At 42.3% G+C, this 19,637-nt stretch carries 14 protein-coding genes and 1 tRNA gene; 12 read left to right on the top strand and 3 right to left on the bottom strand.

Going from position 1 to position 19,637, the window contains the following annotated elements; translation table 11 throughout:
- Positions 1-76: 76 nt before the first annotated feature.
- Together DXB58_RS26465 and DXB58_RS26460 are read right to left on the bottom strand one after the other, a co-directional pair.
- On the bottom strand, positions 77-1,867 hold the full coding sequence (locus DXB58_RS26465; RefSeq protein ID WP_122138770.1) for a glycoside hydrolase family 15 protein: 1,791 nt from the start codon (positions 1,865-1,867) through the stop codon (positions 77-79).
- A 15-nt stretch (positions 1,868-1,882) separates the two neighbouring features.
- Positions 1,883-4,153 carry a bifunctional alpha,alpha-trehalose-phosphate synthase (UDP-forming)/trehalose-phosphatase gene (locus tag DXB58_RS26460; protein ID WP_199488020.1) on the bottom strand — a complete coding sequence of 757 codons (2,271 nt, stop codon included), beginning with the start codon at positions 4,151-4,153 and terminating at the stop codon, positions 1,883-1,885.
- A 448-nt stretch (positions 4,154-4,601) separates the two neighbouring features.
- Between DXB58_RS26460 and kdpF the strand changes: the two genes are divergently transcribed.
- The 8 genes from kdpF (at position 4,602) to guaA (ending at position 14,151) form a co-directional block, all read left to right on the top strand.
- The gene (gene kdpF / locus DXB58_RS26455; RefSeq protein ID WP_032849815.1) at positions 4,602-4,682 is read left to right on the top strand and encodes a K(+)-transporting ATPase subunit F; all 81 of its coding nucleotides are present in this window, start codon (positions 4,602-4,604) and stop codon (positions 4,680-4,682) included.
- Between the two features lie 31 nt (positions 4,683-4,713).
- A complete protein-coding gene (kdpA, locus tag DXB58_RS26450) occupies positions 4,714-6,420 on the top strand; it encodes a potassium-transporting ATPase subunit KdpA (protein WP_008777345.1) in 1,707 nt (568 codons plus the stop codon).
- An 18-nt stretch (positions 6,421-6,438) separates the two neighbouring features.
- Positions 6,439-8,472, top strand: coding sequence for a potassium-transporting ATPase subunit KdpB (gene kdpB, locus DXB58_RS26445; protein ID WP_074638340.1), 2,034 nt, complete (start codon positions 6,439-6,441; stop codon positions 8,470-8,472).
- 16 nt (positions 8,473-8,488) lie between these two features.
- Entirely contained in the window at positions 8,489-9,061 is a 573-nt protein-coding gene (locus DXB58_RS26440; RefSeq protein WP_122138769.1) for a K(+)-transporting ATPase subunit C, read from the top strand.
- 118 nt (positions 9,062-9,179) lie between these two features.
- Positions 9,180-9,944 carry a hypothetical protein gene (locus DXB58_RS26435; protein ID WP_007767477.1) on the top strand — a complete coding sequence of 255 codons (765 nt, stop codon included), beginning with the start codon at positions 9,180-9,182 and terminating at the stop codon, positions 9,942-9,944.
- An 84-nt stretch (positions 9,945-10,028) separates the two neighbouring features.
- Positions 10,029-11,159, top strand: coding sequence for a sensor protein KdpD (locus DXB58_RS26430; protein WP_122138768.1), 1,131 nt, complete (start codon positions 10,029-10,031; stop codon positions 11,157-11,159).
- A gap of 19 nt (positions 11,160-11,178) precedes the next feature.
- Complete coding sequence (locus DXB58_RS26425; protein ID WP_032840003.1) at positions 11,179-12,618, top strand: ATP-binding protein; 1,440 nt, start codon at positions 11,179-11,181, stop codon at positions 12,616-12,618.
- 225 nt (positions 12,619-12,843) lie between these two features.
- Positions 12,844-14,151: a glutamine-hydrolyzing GMP synthase gene (gene guaA / locus DXB58_RS26420; RefSeq protein WP_117937866.1), complete on the top strand. Its 1,308-nt coding sequence runs from the start codon at positions 12,844-12,846 to the stop codon at positions 14,149-14,151.
- 180 nt (positions 14,152-14,331) lie between these two features.
- Here guaA and DXB58_RS26415 read toward each other — a convergent pair.
- Positions 14,332-14,405: transfer RNA gene (locus DXB58_RS26415), tRNA-Met, on the bottom strand.
- A 223-nt stretch (positions 14,406-14,628) separates the two neighbouring features.
- On the opposite strand from DXB58_RS26415, the gene DXB58_RS26410 reads away from it, so the two are divergent.
- From DXB58_RS26410 to DXB58_RS26395, 4 genes are all read left to right on the top strand, one after another.
- Entirely contained in the window at positions 14,629-15,015 is a 387-nt protein-coding gene (locus DXB58_RS26410) for an START-like domain-containing protein (protein WP_008999058.1), read from the top strand.
- A gap of 76 nt (positions 15,016-15,091) precedes the next feature.
- Positions 15,092-16,990 carry an LptF/LptG family permease gene (locus DXB58_RS26405; RefSeq protein WP_122138767.1) on the top strand — a complete coding sequence of 633 codons (1,899 nt, stop codon included), beginning with the start codon at positions 15,092-15,094 and terminating at the stop codon, positions 16,988-16,990.
- Between the two features lie 5 nt (positions 16,991-16,995).
- Positions 16,996-18,213, top strand: a complete 1,218-nt coding sequence (locus DXB58_RS26400) for a bifunctional 3,4-dihydroxy-2-butanone-4-phosphate synthase/GTP cyclohydrolase II (protein WP_122138766.1) — start codon at positions 16,996-16,998, stop codon at positions 18,211-18,213.
- 82 nt (positions 18,214-18,295) lie between these two features.
- A complete protein-coding gene (locus tag DXB58_RS26395) occupies positions 18,296-19,489 on the top strand; it encodes a pyridoxal phosphate-dependent aminotransferase (RefSeq protein WP_122138765.1) in 1,194 nt (397 codons plus the stop codon).
- The last annotated feature ends 148 nt before the right edge of the window (positions 19,490-19,637 follow it).

Here is a 19,637-nt window from a genome sequence, read left to right as displayed (position 1 = left end):
GTTTTTAAGAAGCCCCTTGATTCATTTTGAATCAAGGGGCTTTCTGTGTTTTATCGCTTCTGAATCAGGGCGTTCTCTAAGGCCGGATAAAAGATAACCTCTTCTCTTCTTCTGCAAATAAGATAGCTGTATTTACTAATGCCAGATGTGAATATGCCTGCGGGAAGTTGCCCAACTGTTCTTTGGTTTCGAAATCAATATCTTCACTAAACAATCCGAGATGATTGGAGTATTTCAGAACTTCGTCAAACAGGCAGCGTGCTTCTTCTTTATGGCCAGTTACAAACAATGCCCGTATAAGCCAGAATGTACAAATCGTAAAAGCAGAAGTAGGCAACCCGAAATCGTCTTTGCTGTTATAGCGATACATAAGTCCTTTATGGAAAAGGGCTTTCTTGACAGCTTCCACTGTTTTATGATAGCGTATATCATCTGCTTCTATAAATCCATAGGGTTCCATCAATAGTAATGAAGAATCCATTGCTTGATTATTATATGTCTGTGTAAAGCTTTGAAGTTCCTTATTCCAGCCATATTTCATCACGTCTTTCTTTATTTTTTCGGCTTCCAGTTGCCAACGTTCGCTATAATTATATTTGTTAAGCATTTGAGCGATTTTAGCTCCGCGATCTAAAGCTACCCAACACATCACTTTGGAAGAAACAAAGTGTTGTCCTTCTCCCCGGATCTCCCAGATTCCCTTATCGGGCTTTCTCCAGTTTTCTACTACTTTTGCTAAAATGGTCTTTACCATTTCCCACATGTCTTCAATTTCATCCAGTGTGCCGGGCATGAGGCGATAATATTGGTAAATCAGGTCCATCAGGTAACCAAAAGAGTCGTTTTGTTTCTGATGGTATGCATCATTTCCTATTCGTACAGGTTTGGAGTTCTTATAACCGGATAGATGGTCGAGTATCACTTCGGTTAGTTGGTGCTCGCCCCGGATGCCATACATAATTTGATAGTCATGTTTGGAAACGAATGTGGATTGGATAAATTTCATAAAGCGTTTGGCTGCACTGGTATGTCCGATTTGAAACATGGTTTCGATGGACATGGAAGCATCCCGAAGCCAGCAAAAGCGGTAATCCCAGTTGCGCACTTCTCCCACAGCTTCCGGTAGGCTTGTAGTTAGTGCTGCCAGCACAGCTCCGTTGTGGTAGGACATTAGTTTCAGAACCAATAAACTCCGTTCGATTACGTCATTATATAGAGTGTATTTCTTGCTTCTGTCTGTCCAGTTCAGCCAATATACCAGCGTACGACAGTATTCTATTTTCTCCCTTTCTATGTCGATTGGGATCACTTTCTCGTTATAGGAGAGCAGGAGAAATTCGTCTTTCTCAAGAATGATTTCTTTTTTCTCTTTGATGTCCTGAAGAGACAGGGAAGCATATAAATATTGTCTGTCCTTGTTGTCGAAGGAGCAGTAGGATTCTATATACTGTGGAGTGATATTAAGGATCACTTGTCCCTGTGCATAGTTTGGCGCCGGGTGGTAGTTGATCTTGAAACGCGGTTTTCCTTTTATCCAATGTATGTAGCGGTATAATTCGGCAGGTAAATAATGCCCTGTTTCGTCTTGGGAACGATAGCAGGGCATATAGTCGAGCACTACGAATTCTCCTTCATCGGAGGAGAATTGAGTAGAAAGAATATTGGTGTGTGGGACATAACTTTGTGTGATGCAATAGTCTCCGGAAACTTCGAATCCGAAAGCTCCTCCTTTCTCCCGGTCGAGCAGACTGGCAAAAATAGAAGGAGAATCGAAATCGGGAAAACAGAGCCATTCGATATTTCCGTTCTGCGAAATGAGAGCTGCGGTTCGGCAGTTACCTATCACTCCATAATTTAAATTATTCATATTGATTGCTTTTTATTAAGTTTTTAATAGATCTTTGAGAAAGTCGAAAGCGAAAGTCAGGCGATTCTTAATACTTCCTTCTTTTGTGGCAGTTTTTTGTTTGCCTAGTAAAGACCGTAAGAAAGGAAGTACGTCAGATTGGGCAGACAGGTGATAGTTGGCGGCTTCGGATACGCTACCTATTTTAATGGTGATAGCGCTCATCGGCAATGCCTGAAACATATCTTCATCTGTAGTGTCGTCTCCCATCGCTATAACAAAATCATAACGTCTGTTGGCTAGCAGACGCCCCACCTCCGAACCTTTATTGCAATCCGGTGATTTGATTTCGATCACTTTATTTCCTTGCAGAATTTGTAGTTTCTGCCGGGTACAGAGCGAAATCAGCGTGTTGACGAGTTGTTGGGCTCTTAATGTGCCGAGCCATGCGTCACTTTCACGATAATGCCAGGCCAGGGCAGTTTCTTTCACTTCCAGATGGGAACGGGGAGTACGGTCTACAAACATTTGAAGGATAGAGAGAATACCTGCTCCCCATTCTATCTTCTTTATGTTTTTATGCCAGACTCCGTTTTCTTTATAGAAAGCCCCATGTTCGGCAGCCATAGAAATAGGAAGGGTGCCAAGCCATTTTTCTAATGTAAAGTGATCCCGTCCGCTATTGATAACAATATGATTGGCGGGATCGCTAGCCAGTTGTTGTAGAATAGAAATGAGTTCCGGTGTAGGTTGTGCATCCTCGGGACGTGGTTTGAGAGCCGTCAGTGTACCATCATAGTCCAGCAGAATCAGGCGTTGTTTGGCATGGTTATACTTGAGTTTGATTTGTGCAATGCTAGCGGCTACGATACGTTTTTTTCGTAACATATCGTTTTTCATACATGTCGCGTTCAGTTCATTGACAAAGTCGGCTGCCCATTTGTTGACTGTCTGTACGGACAGAATGCTTTGCATACGTTGCAGGCGTTGTTTTTGTTCCTCTTCGGGCATTTCAAGTGCCTGGCAAATAGCATTTTCTATTTGTTCCGTATCGTTCGGGTTGATTTGGATAGCGTCCGTCAATTCTACGGCGGCACCTGCCATTTCGCTAAGGATAAGTACACCGGGATTGTCGCATTTGGTAGCTACGTATTCTTTGGCTACCAGATTCATTCCGTCCCGAAGTGGAGTGACGAGGGCTATGTCGGCCACATAGTACATGGCAGTCAGTTCTTCCAGTGAAAAGCCATGATAGAAATAACATACGGGAGTCCAGTTCATTGTGGAGTAACGTCCGTTGATAGAGCCGATTTCTTCGTCAATTTTTGTTTTTAGTTCCGCATAGCTGCCTACATGGTCGCGTGAAGGGACAATGACCATTGCCAATGTAACTTTACCGTGATATTCGGCATGATGTTCGAGGAAGGTGGCAAAGCCACGAAGACGGTGCAATATGCCTTTGCTGTAATCCAGTCTGTCTACTGACAGGATCAGTTTATGCTCGCCGAAAAGTTTCCGGGTTCGTTCAATGGCCTGATGTACTTCTTTATTTTCTGAAGCCTGATGATAGGATTCATAGTTGATTCCCATCGGCAATGCTTCTACTCTGACCATCCGGTTGTTGATCTGTACTTCATCCAGTTTGAAGTCGAGATGCAGCACACGCTCTACGGCACTGATGAAGTGACGCATATAGTCATGAGTATGGAAAGCAATGAAGTCTGCTCCCAGCAAACCCTTCAGAATCTCGGCACGCTCCGGAAGAATACGGAAGAGTTCGTAAGAAGGGAACGGGATATGATGGAAATAACCGATACTTAGTTCCGGATATATTTTCCTCAACATTCCGGGAAGTAGCATCAGTTGATAATCCTGTATCCATACCTTATCGCCGGGACGTATCAGCCGGCAAATCTCCTCACAGAAGAGTCGGTTGACTTGTTGATAGGATTGCCAGAAACAGTTCTTATATAAGGTATAAGCATAAAAGTAATGACACAAAGGCCAGATAGTACTGTTACTGTATCCTTCGTAATAGTTTTCAATTTGCTTTTCCGACAAGAAGACCGGATGAAAATTCATTTCCTGTAGTTTCTCGTTAATCTCTTGCTGGTCCTTCTCTTCATTTGTACATATTCCGGGCCAACCTATCCAGTGCTTCTCATAAGAAGTCTGGAGAGAATCCAAACCTGTTGCCAGTCCGCCTTCGCTACGCGAAAATACGAATGTGCCGTTTGTGTCGGCTACTTTGACAGGTAATCTGTTTGCAATAATATAAAGTTTCATATCTATTTCTTCGCAAAGCATGTACCAATTGACTTATGTTGATGCTTAACCGTTTATTATCAACAGATTATAAAGATGTAGTATCCTCCTTTTGTCTTTTCAAAATGAAAATCCCCTTTCAAAATGATAATTTGTTTATTTTTTCTCTTCTGAAATCACGAAAAAAACGGAAAGCCTTTCAAAATAGAATCCTTTTTTCAAAATGGAAGGGTGTGTCGGATGGTAAGAAAGTAACTGCCTGTCTGTATCTGTTTGAATGTTAGCTTATTATGTATTCTTTGTTTTTTGTGGCACGCATTTGGCATGAAGAATGGCAAGTAAAAATTTATAGTAATCATTTAAAAGGTAAAAACATGGGAATAACACTATCATTTATTTTCTGCCTGTTGAGCGGTTTCGCTTGTTTCTGGCTGTTCTGGAAATGTGTAGACTGGTTTGAGAATATTTAAAGAAAAAAGGAGAATTGATTATGTACACAGCATTATTCGTATTAGGTATTGCAATCTTCGGTTATTTGATGTATGTGCTCATCAAACCCGAGAAGTTTTAAAGTAACACACACAGTTTAAGGTAAAAAGTATATGAATACAGAAATTTTAGGCGTGGTTGTTCAGATAGCCTTGATGGTGATTCTGGCTTATCCACTGGGAAAATACATTGCCAAGGTCTACAGAGGAGAAAAGACCTGGTCTGATTTTATGGCTCCTATCGAAAGAGTCATTTATAAAGTTTGTGGAATCGACCCCAATGAAGAAATGAACTGGAAACAATTCCTGAAAGCATTGTTGATTTTGAATGCTTTCTGGTTTTTCTGGGGAATGGTACTCTTGGTTTCACAAGGATGGTTGCCTTTAAACCCGGACGGCAACGGACCGCAGACTCCGGATCAGGCATTCAATACTTGTATTAGTTTTATGGTGAACTGTAACTTACAGCACTATAGCGGTGAAAGCGGACTGACTTATTTTACTCAATTGTTCGTCATCATGCTTTTCCAGTTTATTACCGCAGCAACAGGTATGGCTGCTATGGCAGGTATTATGAAGAGTATTGCTGCAAAAACAACCAAAACGATTGGTAACTTCTGGCAATTTCTGGTAATAAGTTGTACGCGTATCTTATTACCTCTTTCTCTGATTGTAGGTTTTATCCTGATTCTTCAGGGAACTCCGATGGGATTTGACGGTAAGATGAAAGTCACTACTCTTGAAGGTCAGGAACAGATGGTTTCTCAAGGTCCTACGGCCGCAATTGTTCCTATTAAACAGTTGGGTACGAATGGCGGTGGATATTTTGGCGTGAACTCCTCTCATCCATTGGAAAATCCGACTTATCTTTCTAACATGGTAGAATGTTGGTCTATTTTGATTATCCCGATGGCGATGGTATTTGCACTGGGTTTCTATACCCGCAGAAAGAAGTTGGCTTACAGTATATTCGGAGTAATGCTTTTCGCTTTTCTGGTCGGTGTGTGCATTAATGTCAGTCAGGAAATGGGGGGTAATCCGCGCATCGATGAGCTGGGTATTGCACAAGACAATGGTGCGATGGAAGGTAAGGAAGTGCGTTTGGGAGCCGGAGCAACCGCGTTGTGGAGTATTGTAACGACCGTAACTTCCAATGGTTCTGTGAATGGTATGCATGATTCTACCATGCCTCTGTCCGGTATGATGGAAATGCTGAATATGCAGATTAATACCTGGTTTGGCGGTGTAGGTGTAGGGTGGATGAACTACTATACATTCATTATCATTGCAGTGTTTATCAGCGGTTTGATGGTGGGGCGTACACCGGAATTCCTCGGTAAGAAAGTAGAAGCCCGCGAAATGAAAATCGCTACGATTGTAGCTCTGCTTCATCCGTTTGTAATCTTGGTGTTTACGGCAATCTCAAGTTATATTTATGTACACCATCCAGATTTTGTGGAAAGTGAAGGTGGGTGGTTGAACAACTTAGGATTCCACGGTTTGAGTGAACAGCTTTACGAGTACACCTCTTGTGCCGCCAATAACGGTTCCGGTTTCGAGGGCTTGGGTGATAATACTTATTTCTGGAACTGGACATGTGGTATCGTTTTGATTCTGAGTCGCTTCCTTCCTATTATCGGACAGGTTGCCATTGCCGGGCTACTGGCGCAGAAGAAATTCATACCGGAAAGTGCCGGTACGTTGAAGACGGATACATTGACTTTCGGAGTAATGACATTTGTAGTTATCTTCATTATTGCCGCTCTGTCATTCTTCCCGGTACATGCATTGAGCACGATTGCTGAACATTTAAGTTTGTAATACTGAATTAGAGAAGATATGAAAGATAATAAATCAGCTTCTTTGTTTCCAAAGGAGCAAGTTATAGAAAGTTTGAAACAATCATTCGTGAAACTGAACCCACGAATGATGATAAAGAATCCGATTATGTTTACGGTAGAGGTGGCTACGGTAGTCATGCTGCTTGTGACGCTCTACTCCATTGTTAATTCTTCACAGGGTTCGTTTGCTTACAACATTGCCGTGTTTATCATTCTGTTTATCACTTTGTTGTTTGCCAATTTTGCCGAAGCTATTGCAGAGGCACGTGGTAAAGCACAGGCCGACAGTTTGCGTAAGACTCGTGAAGAGACACCGGCAAAGAAAGTGGAAGGCAATAAAATCGTTACTGTCAGTTCTTCACAGTTGAAGAAAGGGGATGTGTTTGTCTGTGAGGCAGGAGACGTGATTCCTTCCGACGGTGAGATTATTGAAGGGTTGGCTTCTATTGATGAAAGTGCCATTACCGGTGAGTCTGCTCCGGTCATTCGTGAGGCAGGTGGCGACAAGAGTTCGGTAACAGGAGGTACGAAAGTACTGTCCGATCATATAAAGGTGATGGTGACTACTCAACCGGGAGAAAGTTTTCTTGATAAGATGATCGCATTGGTGGAAGGTGCTTCCCGCCAGAAAACCCCGAATGAGATTGCATTGACTATTTTGCTGGCAGGTTTTACGCTTGTTTTCGTCATTGTGTGTGTGACTTTGAAACCGTTTGCCGATTATAGTAATACGGTCATCACTATTGCTTCGCTTATTTCTTTGTTTGTGTGTCTGATCCCGACAACTATCGGTGGACTTCTCTCTGCCATCGGTATTGCCGGTATGGACCGTGCACTTCGCGCCAACGTGATTACTAAATCCGGTAAAGCGGTTGAAACTGCGGGTGATATTGATACATTACTGCTGGATAAAACGGGTACTATCACCATTGGTAATCGTAAAGCAACTCATTTCCATACAGCTCCGGGTGTCGATCTGCACGATTTTGTGGAAACTTGTCTGTTGTCTTCCTTATCCGATGAAACGCCGGAAGGTAAGTCTATCGTAGAATTGGGACGTGAGTCGGGCATTCGTATGCGTAATCTGAATACAACAGGAGCACGTATGATTAAGTTTACGGCTGAAACCAAATGTTCGGGAGTAGACCTGGCAGATGGAACGCAGATTCGTAAAGGTGCTTTTGATGCCATCCGCAAGATGGTGGAAGGTGACGGGAATGAATTTCCGAAAGAAGTGGAAGAGATTATTTCTTCTATCTCAAGCAATGGTGGTACACCGCTGGTAGTATGTGTAAACAGAAAGGTGACTGGTGTTATTGAACTGCAGGATATTATCAAACCGGGTATTCAGGAACGTTTCGAACGTCTGCGTAAGATGGGAGTGAAGACGGTGATGGTGACAGGTGACAACCCGTTAACAGCAAAATATATTGCTGAAAAAGCCGGTGTGGATGATTTTATCGCCGAAGCGAAACCGGAAGATAAGATGGAATATATCAAGAAGGAACAGCAGGCTGGTAAATTGGTTGCAATGATGGGAGACGGAACGAACGATGCTCCTGCCCTGGCACAGGCCAATGTAGGTGTAGCCATGAATAGCGGTACACAGGCAGCGAAAGAAGCTGGTAATATGGTCGATTTGGATAACGACCCGACGAAGTTGATAGAGATTGTGGAAATCGGTAAACAATTACTGATGACACGTGGTACGCTGACTACTTTCTCTATCGCCAATGACGTAGCGAAATATTTTGCTATCGTTCCGGCCTTGTTTATGATCGCCATTCCCGAACTGGCTGCTCTGAATATCATGCATCTGCATAGTCCTGAAAGTGCTATTCTTTCGGCAGTCATTTTTAATGCGATTATTATTCCGATTCTGATTCCGTTGGCTTTGCGTGGTGTGCAATACAAGCCGATAGGTGCGAGTGCTTTGCTTCGCCGTAATCTGCTGATCTATGGTGTGGGTGGTGTGATTGCTCCTTTCGTGGGAATCAAATTGATAGATTTAGTAGTAGGTTTATTCTTTTAATTAAAAAACAATAGCAATGAAAACTTTATTGAAGTCATTAAAAATAACACTTGCTTTTTGTGTCTTTTTCTCCGTGTTCTATATCCTTATCCTGTGGGTGTTCGCACAGGTAGCGGGTCCTAATAAAGGAAATGCCGAAGTAGCTACATTGAACGGGAAAGTAGTGGGAGCAGCCAATGTCGGCCAGATGTTTACAGAGGATATTTATTTCTGGGGACGTCCTTCTTCTGCCGGTGACGGGTATGATGCTACGAGTTCCTCTGGCAGTAACAAGGGCCCTACGAATCAGGAGTATCTGGATGAAGTAAAAGCGCGTATCGATACTTTTCTTGTACATCATCCTTATTTGAATCGTGCGGATGTGCCAGCCGAAATGGTTACGGCCAGTGGTTCGGGACTGGATCCTAATATCACTCCTCAATGTGCGTATGTACAAGTGAAGAGAGTAGCACAAGCACGTGGCTTGAGAGAGGAACAGGTGAGAGCGATTGTTGATAAAAGCATAGAAAAACCTCTTTTGGGGTTGTTGGGAACAGAAAAGGTGAATGTGTTGAAATTGAATATCGCATTAGAGGAAAGCAATAAGTAGATGAAGATTGAGCAGCGTTCCTGTCCGGACCGTTTGGGTTATGCCGCGGTTCAAATTAACAGGGTTGGATAGGGCGCTGCTTTTTTACGGAAACATAAAATAGAATAAGATAAGAAGTATGAAAAGTTTTTTTAGTAAAAAGAGTTTTTTAGGAACAATGGCTGTAGCAGCCGTTTGTATGTTGGGAACAGTTAATGCACAAGCACAAGAGTTTACTATACAAGGTGATTTGGTAAGTTCGTATGTATGGCGTGGTATTTATCAGGGGGGAGCTGCTTCCTTTCAGCCGACTTTGGGATTTAGCGTAGGTAATTTCTCGCTTACTGCATGGGGCTCAACCAGTTTGAGTGAGAGTAATAAAGAAATTGACCTGACCGCAGCTTATAAGTTCGGTGAAGCAGGACCGACGCTTTCTGTAGCCACTCTTTGGTGGGACGGACAAGCTGATGTGGCCAATGGAGAACTTACCAATAATTATTTTCATTTTAAAAGTGGAGACACCGGACACCATTTTGAAGCAGGGTTAGCTTATACGCTTCCTATTGAAAAGTTCCCGTTATCTATCGCATGGTATACCATGTTTGCCGGTGCTGACAGAAAAACGACTGATGAGGGGGAAGAAAAGCAGGCATACTCTTCTTACGTAGAACTGAATTATCCGTTCAGTGTGAAAGGAGTTGATCTGAATGCTACTTGTGGAGTGGTTCCTTATAAGACTCCGCAGTATAATGTGAATGGGTTTGCAGTGACGAACCTAGCTTTGAAAGCAACGAAAGCAATAAATTTTAATGATAAGTTTTCATTGCCTATATTTGTACAGGCTATATGGAATCCACGTTTGGAGGACGCCCATTTAGTATTTGGCGTAACTTTAAGGCCATAAAATAAACTCATGAATTTTTGTGAAACCCGTGGTGATCGTGATGATTACTACGGGTTAGGATGTTTAAAATAACAGATTGACGTAATGGATGATAGAGAACATAGTGTACAGTATTTTTTGGATCTGATAAAGAAGTCCCACCGGGGCAAATTCAAGGTCTATATCGGTATGATAGCCGGTGTGGGAAAGTCATATCGTATGCTTCAGGAGGCACATGAACTGCTGGAGAACGGTGTGAACGTGCAAATCGGCTATATCGAAACTCATGGACGCGCCGGGACGGAAGCATTGCTGCAAGGGCTCCCTGTCATTCCGCGTCGTAAAATCTTCTATAAGGGGAAAGAATTGGAGGAAATGGATCTGGATACGATTATCCGTGTCCATCCGGAAATTGTAATTGTGGATGAACTGGCTCATACCAATGTAGAAGGTAGTTTGAACGAGAAACGTTGGCAGGATGTGATAACTTTGCTGGATGAGGGAATCAATGTGATTTCGGCAATCAATATCCAGCACATTGAAAGCGTGAATGAAGAAGTGCAGGAGATTACGGGTATTGAAGTGAAAGAACGGGTGCCCGACAGTGTTCTTCAGGAAGCGGATGAGGTGGTGAATATTGACTTGACGGCAGAGGAGCTGATTGCACGTTTGAAAGCGGGTAAGATATATCGTCCGGAAAAGATTCAGACGGCATTGGATAATTTCTTTCGGACAGAGAATATTCTTCAGTTACGTGAGTTGGCTTTGAAGGAAGTAGCGTTGCGGGTAGAAAAAAAGGTGGAGAATGAGGTGGTGATGGGAGTAGCCGTCGGAATCCGGCATGAGAAGTTTATGGCTTGTATCAGTAGTCATGAGAAAACACCCCGGCGGATTATCAGAAAGGCGGCAAAGTTGGCAACCCGGTATAATACTACTTTTATAGCCCTGTATGTTCAGACTCCGAAAGAGAGTATGGATAGAATTGATCTAGCCAGTCAACGGTATCTGTTGAACCATTTTAAGCTCGTGGCGGAACTTGGGGGAGAGGTGGTGCAGGTGCAGTCGAAGGATATTTTGGGGAGCATCGTCAAGGTTTGTAAAGAGAAACAGATATCGACTGTTTGCATGGGAACTCCTAATTTAAGGTTGCCATACGCTATTTGTTCTATACTGGGATATAGAAAGTTTTTAAATAATTTGTCACAAGCTAATGTAGATTTGATTATACTTGCATAATATTAATCGTATGAACGTTATGAATATTAAAACGAAACTGATTCTCGGTATCGGAATGCTGGCCGGAATGATTATTTTGCTGGTAACACTTTCAGTTGTGAATCTTCAAATTCTGACAGCGACAGAACCTGATAGTCCTGCTGCTATGCCCGGATTGGAACGTGCTCTGTTATGGATTTCCGTAACGGGAGGAATCTGTATCTTGACCGGACTGATATTGCTTTATTGGTTGCCCCGTACTATCAGCAAGCCTATTAAAGAGCTGAAAGAGGGAATTCTTGAAATAGCCAATCATAATTATGAGAAGCGTCTGCAGATGAATAATAATGAAGAATTCCGGGATGTGGCGGATAGTTTTAACCGGATGGCGGAGCGTTTGACCGAATATCGTGCCAGTACTTTGTCGGATATTCTTTCTGCAAAGAAATTTATTGAAGCAATTGTAAACAGTATAGATGATCCGGTGATCGGCTTGAATATGGAGCGTGAAATTCTGTTTATCAATGAGGAAGCACTCAATGTCTTGAATCTGAAACGGGAGAATGTGATTCGTCAATCGGCGGAGGAACTGGCTTTGAAGAATGACCTGTTGCGGCGGTTGATCCGTGAACTGGTGACGCCAAGCGAGCAGAAGGAACCATTGAAGATATATGCCGACGACAAAGAGAGTTACTTTAAGGCCTCTTATGTCCCTATCATTAATACGGAGGCTGAAAAAGGGGAACCCCGCAAACTAGGTGATGTTATTTTATTGAAGAATATCACGGAGTTTAAGGAACTGGATTCTGCCAAGACTACATTTATCTCGACGATATCTCATGAACTGAAGACTCCGATTGCTGCTATTATGATGAGCCTCCAGTTGTTGGAAGATAAGCGTGTCGGTGCATTGAATGATGAACAGGAGCAGTTGTCTAAGAGTATCAAGGAGAACAGCGAGCGTTTGTTGAGTATCACCGGAGAATTGCTTAACATGACCCAGGTGGAAGCGGGAAAACTACAGTTTATGCCAAAGATCACCAAACCGATTGAGTTGATCGAATATGCGATTAAAGCTAATCAGGTGCAAGCGGATAAGTTTAATATCCAGATAGAAGTGGAATATCCGGAAGAGAAAATCGGCAAACTTTTTGTTGACAGTGAAAAGATTGCCTGGGTATTGACGAATCTGCTAAGTAATGCTATCCGTTATTCTAAAGAAAACGGACGTGTGATTATCGGTGCCAAACAGGATGAAAATATGATCGAACTCTATGTCCAGGATTTTGGAAAGGGGATTGATCCGCGTTATCACAAAAGTATCTTCGACCGTTATTTCCGTGTGCCCGGAACGAAAGTGCAAGGCAGTGGATTGGGATTATCTATTTCCAAGGATTTTGTGGAAGCTCATGGTGGTACGTTGACGGTAGAGAGCGAATTGGGTAAGGGTAGCCGGTTTGTGATGCGGTTGAAAGCGTAGGTTTGAAGGGTTGTATGGAAGAATCAGGTTATTGCTATTCATCTGCGTACTATGTTATTCCAGTTCTTTTTGGAATACTATAGTTGCAAGAAAAACGTTACTCTGTTCTGAAACTTTAGAGAATCAATGCATTATAGTCTCTCTAAAAATCTTTATATTTGCAGACCGTTTGAAAAATGATAGTGAATAATAACAATACAATAACTTAAAAACAACCAAAATCAGATGAAGCAGGATATGATTGTTATCCTTGACTTGGGTAGTCATGAGAATACGGTATTGGCTCGCGCCATCCGTGCATTAGGAGTTTATAGTGAGATTTACCCTCACGATATTACAGTAGAAGAACTGAAAGCATTGCCCAATGTAAAGGGTATTATTATCAATGGTGGCCCGAATAATGTAATCGATGGCGTTGCTATTGATATAAATCCGGCTATCTATACTTTGGGAATTCCTGTCATGGCTGCAGGGCATGATAAAGCAACTTGTGAAGTGAAGTTGGCAGAATTTACAGATGATATCGAGGCTATAAAGGCTGCAGTAAAGTCTTTTGTTTTCGATACTTGTAAAGCTGAAGCTAACTGGAACATGAAGAACTTTGTCAATGACCAGATAGAATTGATTAAGCGTCAGGTGGGCGATAAGAAAGTATTGTTGGCCCTGTCGGGTGGAGTTGATAGCTCTGTGGTAGCTGCTTTACTTCTGAAAGCTATTGGTAATAATCTGGTATGCGTACATGTTAATCATGGTTTGATGCGTAAGGGAGAGTCTGAAGATGTGGTTGAGGTATTCAGCAACCAGTTGAAGGCAAATCTTGTGTATGTAGATGTAACCGATCGTTTCCTGAATAAGTTGGCTGGTGTAGAAGATCCGGAGCAGAAACGTAAAATTATTGGTGGCGAGTTTATTCGTGTGTTCGAAGAAGAAGCGCGTAAGTTGGACGGTATTGATTTCTTAGGTCAAGGTACTATTTATCCGGATATTGTGGAAAGTGGAACGAAAACTGCTAAAATGGTGAAATCTCACCATAATGTAGGTGGTTTGCCCGAAGATTTAAAATTCCAACTTGTAGAACCATTGCGCCAATTATTTAAAGATGAAGTTCGTGCTTGTGGCTTGGAGTTAGGTTTACCTTATGAAATGGTTTACCGTCAACCGTTCCCTGGACCTGGTTTGGGTGTACGTTGTTTAGGTGCTATTACACGTGATCGTTTGGAGGCAGTGCGTGAATCCGATGCCATTCTGCGTGAAGAGTTCCAACTTGCAGGACTGGATAAAAAAGTATGGCAATACTTTACAGTAGTGCCTGATTTTAAATCCGTGGGTGTACGTGACAATGCTCGTTCTTTTGATTGGCCGGTTATTATTCGCGCTGTCAATACGGTAGATGCTATGACAGCTACTATTGAGCCGATTGATTGGCCTATCCTGATGAGGATAACAGACCGTATTCTGAAAGAAGTGAAGAATGTAAATCGCGTTTGTTATGATATGTCGCCGAAACCTAATGCGACTATAGAATGGGAATAGAAAAACTTTTTAAATGATATTTCGATAGCCTCAATTTTTTGTAAGTTGAGGCTATTTTTATGGTTCAACGTTGGCTTCTGGTAGAAATGTAATTGAAGATTTCACAATGATTTCGCGAAGAGATAAAAAGAAAAAGGCACCCAGAAGTGGAAGCCTCCCAAATGCCTTATTCTTATCAAGTAGCGGGACCCGGGATTGAACCGGGGACCTCATGATTATGAATCATGCGCTCTAACCAGCTGAGCTATCCCGCCATCGTTTCTCGATTGCGGGTGCAAAGATAGATGATTTTTTATAATCTCCAAAACAATTCATAACTTTTTTGTGTTTTTTCTTTAATACGGGTCTTGATTTTCCCTATAAATAGGGAGTTTGATGCCCGATAATGAAAGAATAATTAATAAAGTGTCTGATTTATGCGGCGTATTTAGAAAAAAGTATTTATCTTGGCACACGTAAAAACAATTCGAAATTGCTATGAAAAAGGAAAAGATTCATTTGGAGTATTTGTTGAATGCAACGTCTAAAAATATTCTTTGGGGAGCTATTAGTACACCGACCGGGTTGGAGGACTGGTTTGCAGACAAAGTTATTTCTGACGATAAAATAGTAGAGTTTCATTGGGGCAAGACAGAACAGAGGAAAGCAGAGATTATTGCCATTCGCTCTTTCTCTTTTATCCGCTTCCGTTGGCAGGATGATGAAAACGAACGCGATTATTTTGAAATCAAGATGACTTATAATGAGCTGACTAGTGACTATGTGTTGGAAATTACCGATTTCGCAGAGCCGGATGAAGTAGCCGATATGAAAGAATTGTGGGAGTCGCAAGTAGCTAAATTAAGAAGAACTTGTGGTTTTTAGTTAACTTTCAACTAAAAATTTTCGATGCTCCTTTTTTTGTGCTAATTTTGCATCCTAATTGCACGAACCTATTAAGATGCTACGCATAAAGAAATTAGATATATTCATCGTAAAGAGTTTTTTGATGCTCTTTATTGGTACATTCTTCATCTGTCTGTTCATATTCATGATGCAGTTCCTGTGGAGATATGTAGACGAATTGGTCGGAAAGGGGTTGGAGATGAGCGTTATGGCTCAATTCTTCTTTTATTCCGCATTAACATTAGTGCCAGTATCGTTGCCATTGGCAGTGTTACTGGCTTCTTTGATTACTTTCGGTAACTTTGGCGAGCGTTATGAATTACTTGCAATGAAAGCTGCGGGTATTTCTCTACTTAAAATCATGCGTCCGCTCGCTTTCCTTGTTTGCGGACTTGTCGGTGTCTCATTCTATTTCCAAAATGTTGTTGGTCCTATCGCCCAGGCTAAGCTGGGAACCCTGATTCTTTCGATGAAACAGAAATCTCCGGAGTTGGATATTCCGGAAGGAGTTTTCTATTCTGAAATAAAGGATTATAATTTAAAGGTTGCCAAGAAGAACCGGAAGACCGGTATGCTATATGATGTGCTGATTTATAGTATGAAAGATGGGTTTGAGAAAGCACGTATTATATATGCTGATTCCGGACGTTTAGAGATGACAGCGGATAAGCAGCATCTTTGGTTACATTTGTATAGCGGAGATTTATTTGAGAATTTGAGGGCACAAAGTATGAAATCGGAGAATGTGCCCTATCGGCGTGAGGAATTCCGGGAGAAACATAGCATTATTGAATTTAACTCCGATTTCAATATGGTTGATGGTGAAATTATGGGCAAGCAGTCCAGTGCTAAGGATATGGCGCAGTTGCAAAGCTCTATAGACTCAATGACGGTAGTGGGAGATAGTATCGGACGACAATATTACAGGGAAGTGGCAGAAGGGAATTTCCGCGCTTCTTATGGATTGACAAAGGAAGATACGGTCAAAATAGAAAAGGCGGATATACATGAATATAACGTGGACAGCCTTTACGAGGTAGCCTCTTTAACGCAGAAACAGAAGGTGCTTTCTTCTGCTGTCAGTCGGGCGGAGAATGTGGCCAACGATCTTGGGTTCAAGAAATTCACGATGGAGAACAACGATTATAGTATTCGCAAGCATAAGACCGAATGGCATAAGAAGATAACGATTTCACTCTCTTGTCTGCTGTTCTTCTTTATCGGAGCTCCATTGGGCGGAATTATCCGCAAAGGAGGTCTCGGAATGCCGGTAATTGTATCCGTGTTGGTATTTATCATTTACTATATCATTGATAATACAGGATATAAAATGGCCCGTGACGGTAAGTGGATAGTGTGGATGGGAATGTGGACAAGTAGTGCGGTCCTTGCCCCATTAGGAGTTTTCCTTACCTATAAATCGAATAAGGACTCTGTAGTGCTTAATGCAGATGCCTATATCAACTGGTTCAAGAAGATTGTGGGAATCCGTAGTGTACGCCATATATTTAAGAAAGAAGTGATTATCCATGATCCTGATTACACACGTTTGACCGGTGATTTGGAACAACTCACTGCAGAGTGCAGAGCGTATGCTGCCAAGAAACGATTGGAAAAAGCACCGAATTACTTTAAATTATGGATGTCGAGCGAGGATGACAACGAAGTAATGGCTATCAATGAAAAGCTGGAAGCGTTGGTTGAAGAAATGTCCAATACGAAATCGGCCACTTTGATCGGTGCATTAAACAATTATCCGGTTATTTCCGTTTCTGCTCATGTGCGCCCGTTCCATATATATTGGTTGAATTTGGTAGCCGGAGTCATTTTCCCTATCGGTTTATTTTTCTATTTCCGCATCTGGGCGTTCCGCGTTCGTCTGGCTAAGGATATGGAACGGATTATAAAGAACAATGAACAAATTCAATTCATCATACAGAAAATCAATAAATAAGTGTTATGAAAGAGACTATTAAAATGGATAGAATAGAAGATGCGATTGCCGACTTCAAAGAAGGTAAGTTTGTCATAGTAGTGGATGATGAGGACCGCGAAAATGAAGGCGACTTGATTATTGCCGCTGAAAAGATAACTCCCGAGAAAGTGAATTTCATGTTGAAACATGCACGTGGAGTACTTTGTGCACCTGTCACAGTGTCTCGTTGCAAGGAGTTGGATTTGCCGCATCAGGTAAGTGACAATACTTCCGTGTTGGGAACTCCTTTTACGGTTACCATTGACAAGCTGGAAGGCTGTACAACAGGTGTTTCTGCTTCCGACCGTGCCGCTACTATTCAGGCGTTGGCCGATCCTACTTCTACACCGGCAACCTTCGGTCGTCCCGGACACATCAATCCGTTATATGCGCAAGAAAAAGGAGTGCTTCGCCGTGCCGGACATACGGAAGCTACGATTGATATGGCTCGTCTGGCAGGACTTTACCCGGCAGGTGCCTTGATGGAAATCATGAGTGAAGATGGAACAATGGCACGCTTGCCCGAACTCCGCCAGATGGCAGATGAACATGGACTGAAACTGATCTCTATCCATGACCTGATTGCTTATCGTTTGAAACAGGAATCCATTGTAGAAAAAGGAGTGGAAGTAAATATGCCTACTGAACACGGAATGTTCCGTCTGATTCCTTTCCGCCAGAAATCAAACGGGTTGGAACATATGGCTATATTTAAAGGTACATGGAGTGAAGATGAACCTATCCTGGTACGTGTCCACTCATCTTGTGCTACAGGAGATATCCTTGGTTCGCAGCGTTGTGACTGTGGCGAACAGTTGCATAAAGCGATGGAAATGATCGAAAAAGAAGGAAAAGGTGTAGTGGTTTACCTCAATCAGGAAGGACGCGGCATCGGTCTGATGGAAAAAATGAAAGCATACAAGCTCCAGGAAGACGGTATGGATACCGTTGATGCGAATATTTGCTTAGGGCATCTTGCTGATGAACGTGATTATGGAGTAGGTGCACAGATCCTTCGTGAGCTGGGAGTACACAAAATGAGACTTTTGACAAATAATCCGGTAAAACGTGTTGGTTTGGAAGCCTATGGTTTGGAGATTGTAGAAAACGTGCCTGTTGAAACAGTTCCTAATCCGTATAATGAGCGATACTTGAGAACAAAGAAAGAAAGAATGGGGCATACTTTACATTTTAATAAGTAAATTGCCATTTTGTTTTCATATATCAAATATTATCGCTTATTTTGCAGCGATTTTCACTCAACAACAATAAAATAGATACAAAATGAATCAATTATCAGATCGTTTGAACAGCTTGTCGCCGTCGGCGACGCTTGCCATGTCTCAAAAGAGCAACGAGCTCAAGGCACAAGGCGTTGATGTTATTAACTTAAGTGTAGGAGAGCCTGATTTTAATACTCCTGACCACATCAAAGAAGCTGCGAAAAAAGCCGTAGATGATAACTTTTCCCGCTACTCTCCAGTACCGGGCTATCCGGCTTTGCGCAATGCTATTGTTGAGAAACTGAAAAAAGAAAACGGTCTTGAATATACAGCCGCCCAGATTTCGTGTGCAAATGGTGCAAAACAATCTGTTTGTAATACGATCCTTGTATTGGTAAATCCGGGTGACGAAGTAATTGTTCCGGCTCCTTACTGGGTAAGCTACCCGGAAATGGTGAAAATGGCAGAAGGTACTCCTGTAATCGTTTCGGCAGGTATCGAACAAGATTTCAAGATTACTCCGGAACAGCTGGAAGCTGCTATTACTCCGAAAACGAAAGCGTTGATTCTTTGTTCTCCGTCCAACCCGACAGGTTCTGTATATACAAAAGAAGAATTGGCCGGACTGTCTGCTGTGTTGGCTAAACATCCGCAGGTGATTGTAATCGCTGACGAGATTTACGAACATATCAATTACATCGGTGCGCATCAAAGTATCGCTCAATTCCCTGAAATGAAGGAGCGTACAGTGATTGTAAACGGTGTATCCAAAGCGTATGCTATGACAGGATGGAGAATCGGTTTTATTGCCGGTCCGGAATGGATTGTAAAAGCTTGCAACAAGTTGCAAGGTCAGTACACTTCAGGTCCTTGTTCTGTTTCTCAAAAAGCTGCTGAAGCTGCATATACAGGAACACAAGAACCGGTAAAAGAAATGCAGAAAGCATTCGAACGCCGTCGTGACCTGATTGTGAAGTTGGCTAAAGACGTTCCGGGATTTGAAGTAAACGTTCCGCAAGGTGCTTTCTACTTGTTCCCGAAATGCGATACTTTCTTTGGAAAGAGCAACGGCGAACGTAAGATTGCAGATTCAGATGATTTGGCAATGTACTTGCTTGAAGAAGCTCACGTGGCTTGTGTTGGTGGTGCCTCTTTTGGTGCTCCTGAATGTATCCGCATGAGTTATGCTACAAGCGATGAAAATATCGTAGAGGCTATCCGTCGTATAAAGGAAGCATTAGCTAAATTGAAATAAGAGTTCAGTACAGATTACTCGGACGAACCAGATTAAAAAGATTTTGTTTGTCTGAAAAGTCTTAAATTTATAGGATCACCCTTACTGCAGTAGTGAGGGTGATTTTTTGTACGCTCGGCATGAGCATTATCTAACGGGTGTAAGTCCC

Source organism: Bacteroides sp. OM05-10AA (assembly GCF_003439055.1).
GTDB classification, from domain to species: domain Bacteria; phylum Bacteroidota; class Bacteroidia; order Bacteroidales; family Bacteroidaceae; genus Bacteroides; species Bacteroides intestinigallinarum.
The sequence above is the reverse complement of the archived record's forward strand: the minus strand, read 5'-3'. Positions and strand labels throughout refer to the sequence as shown.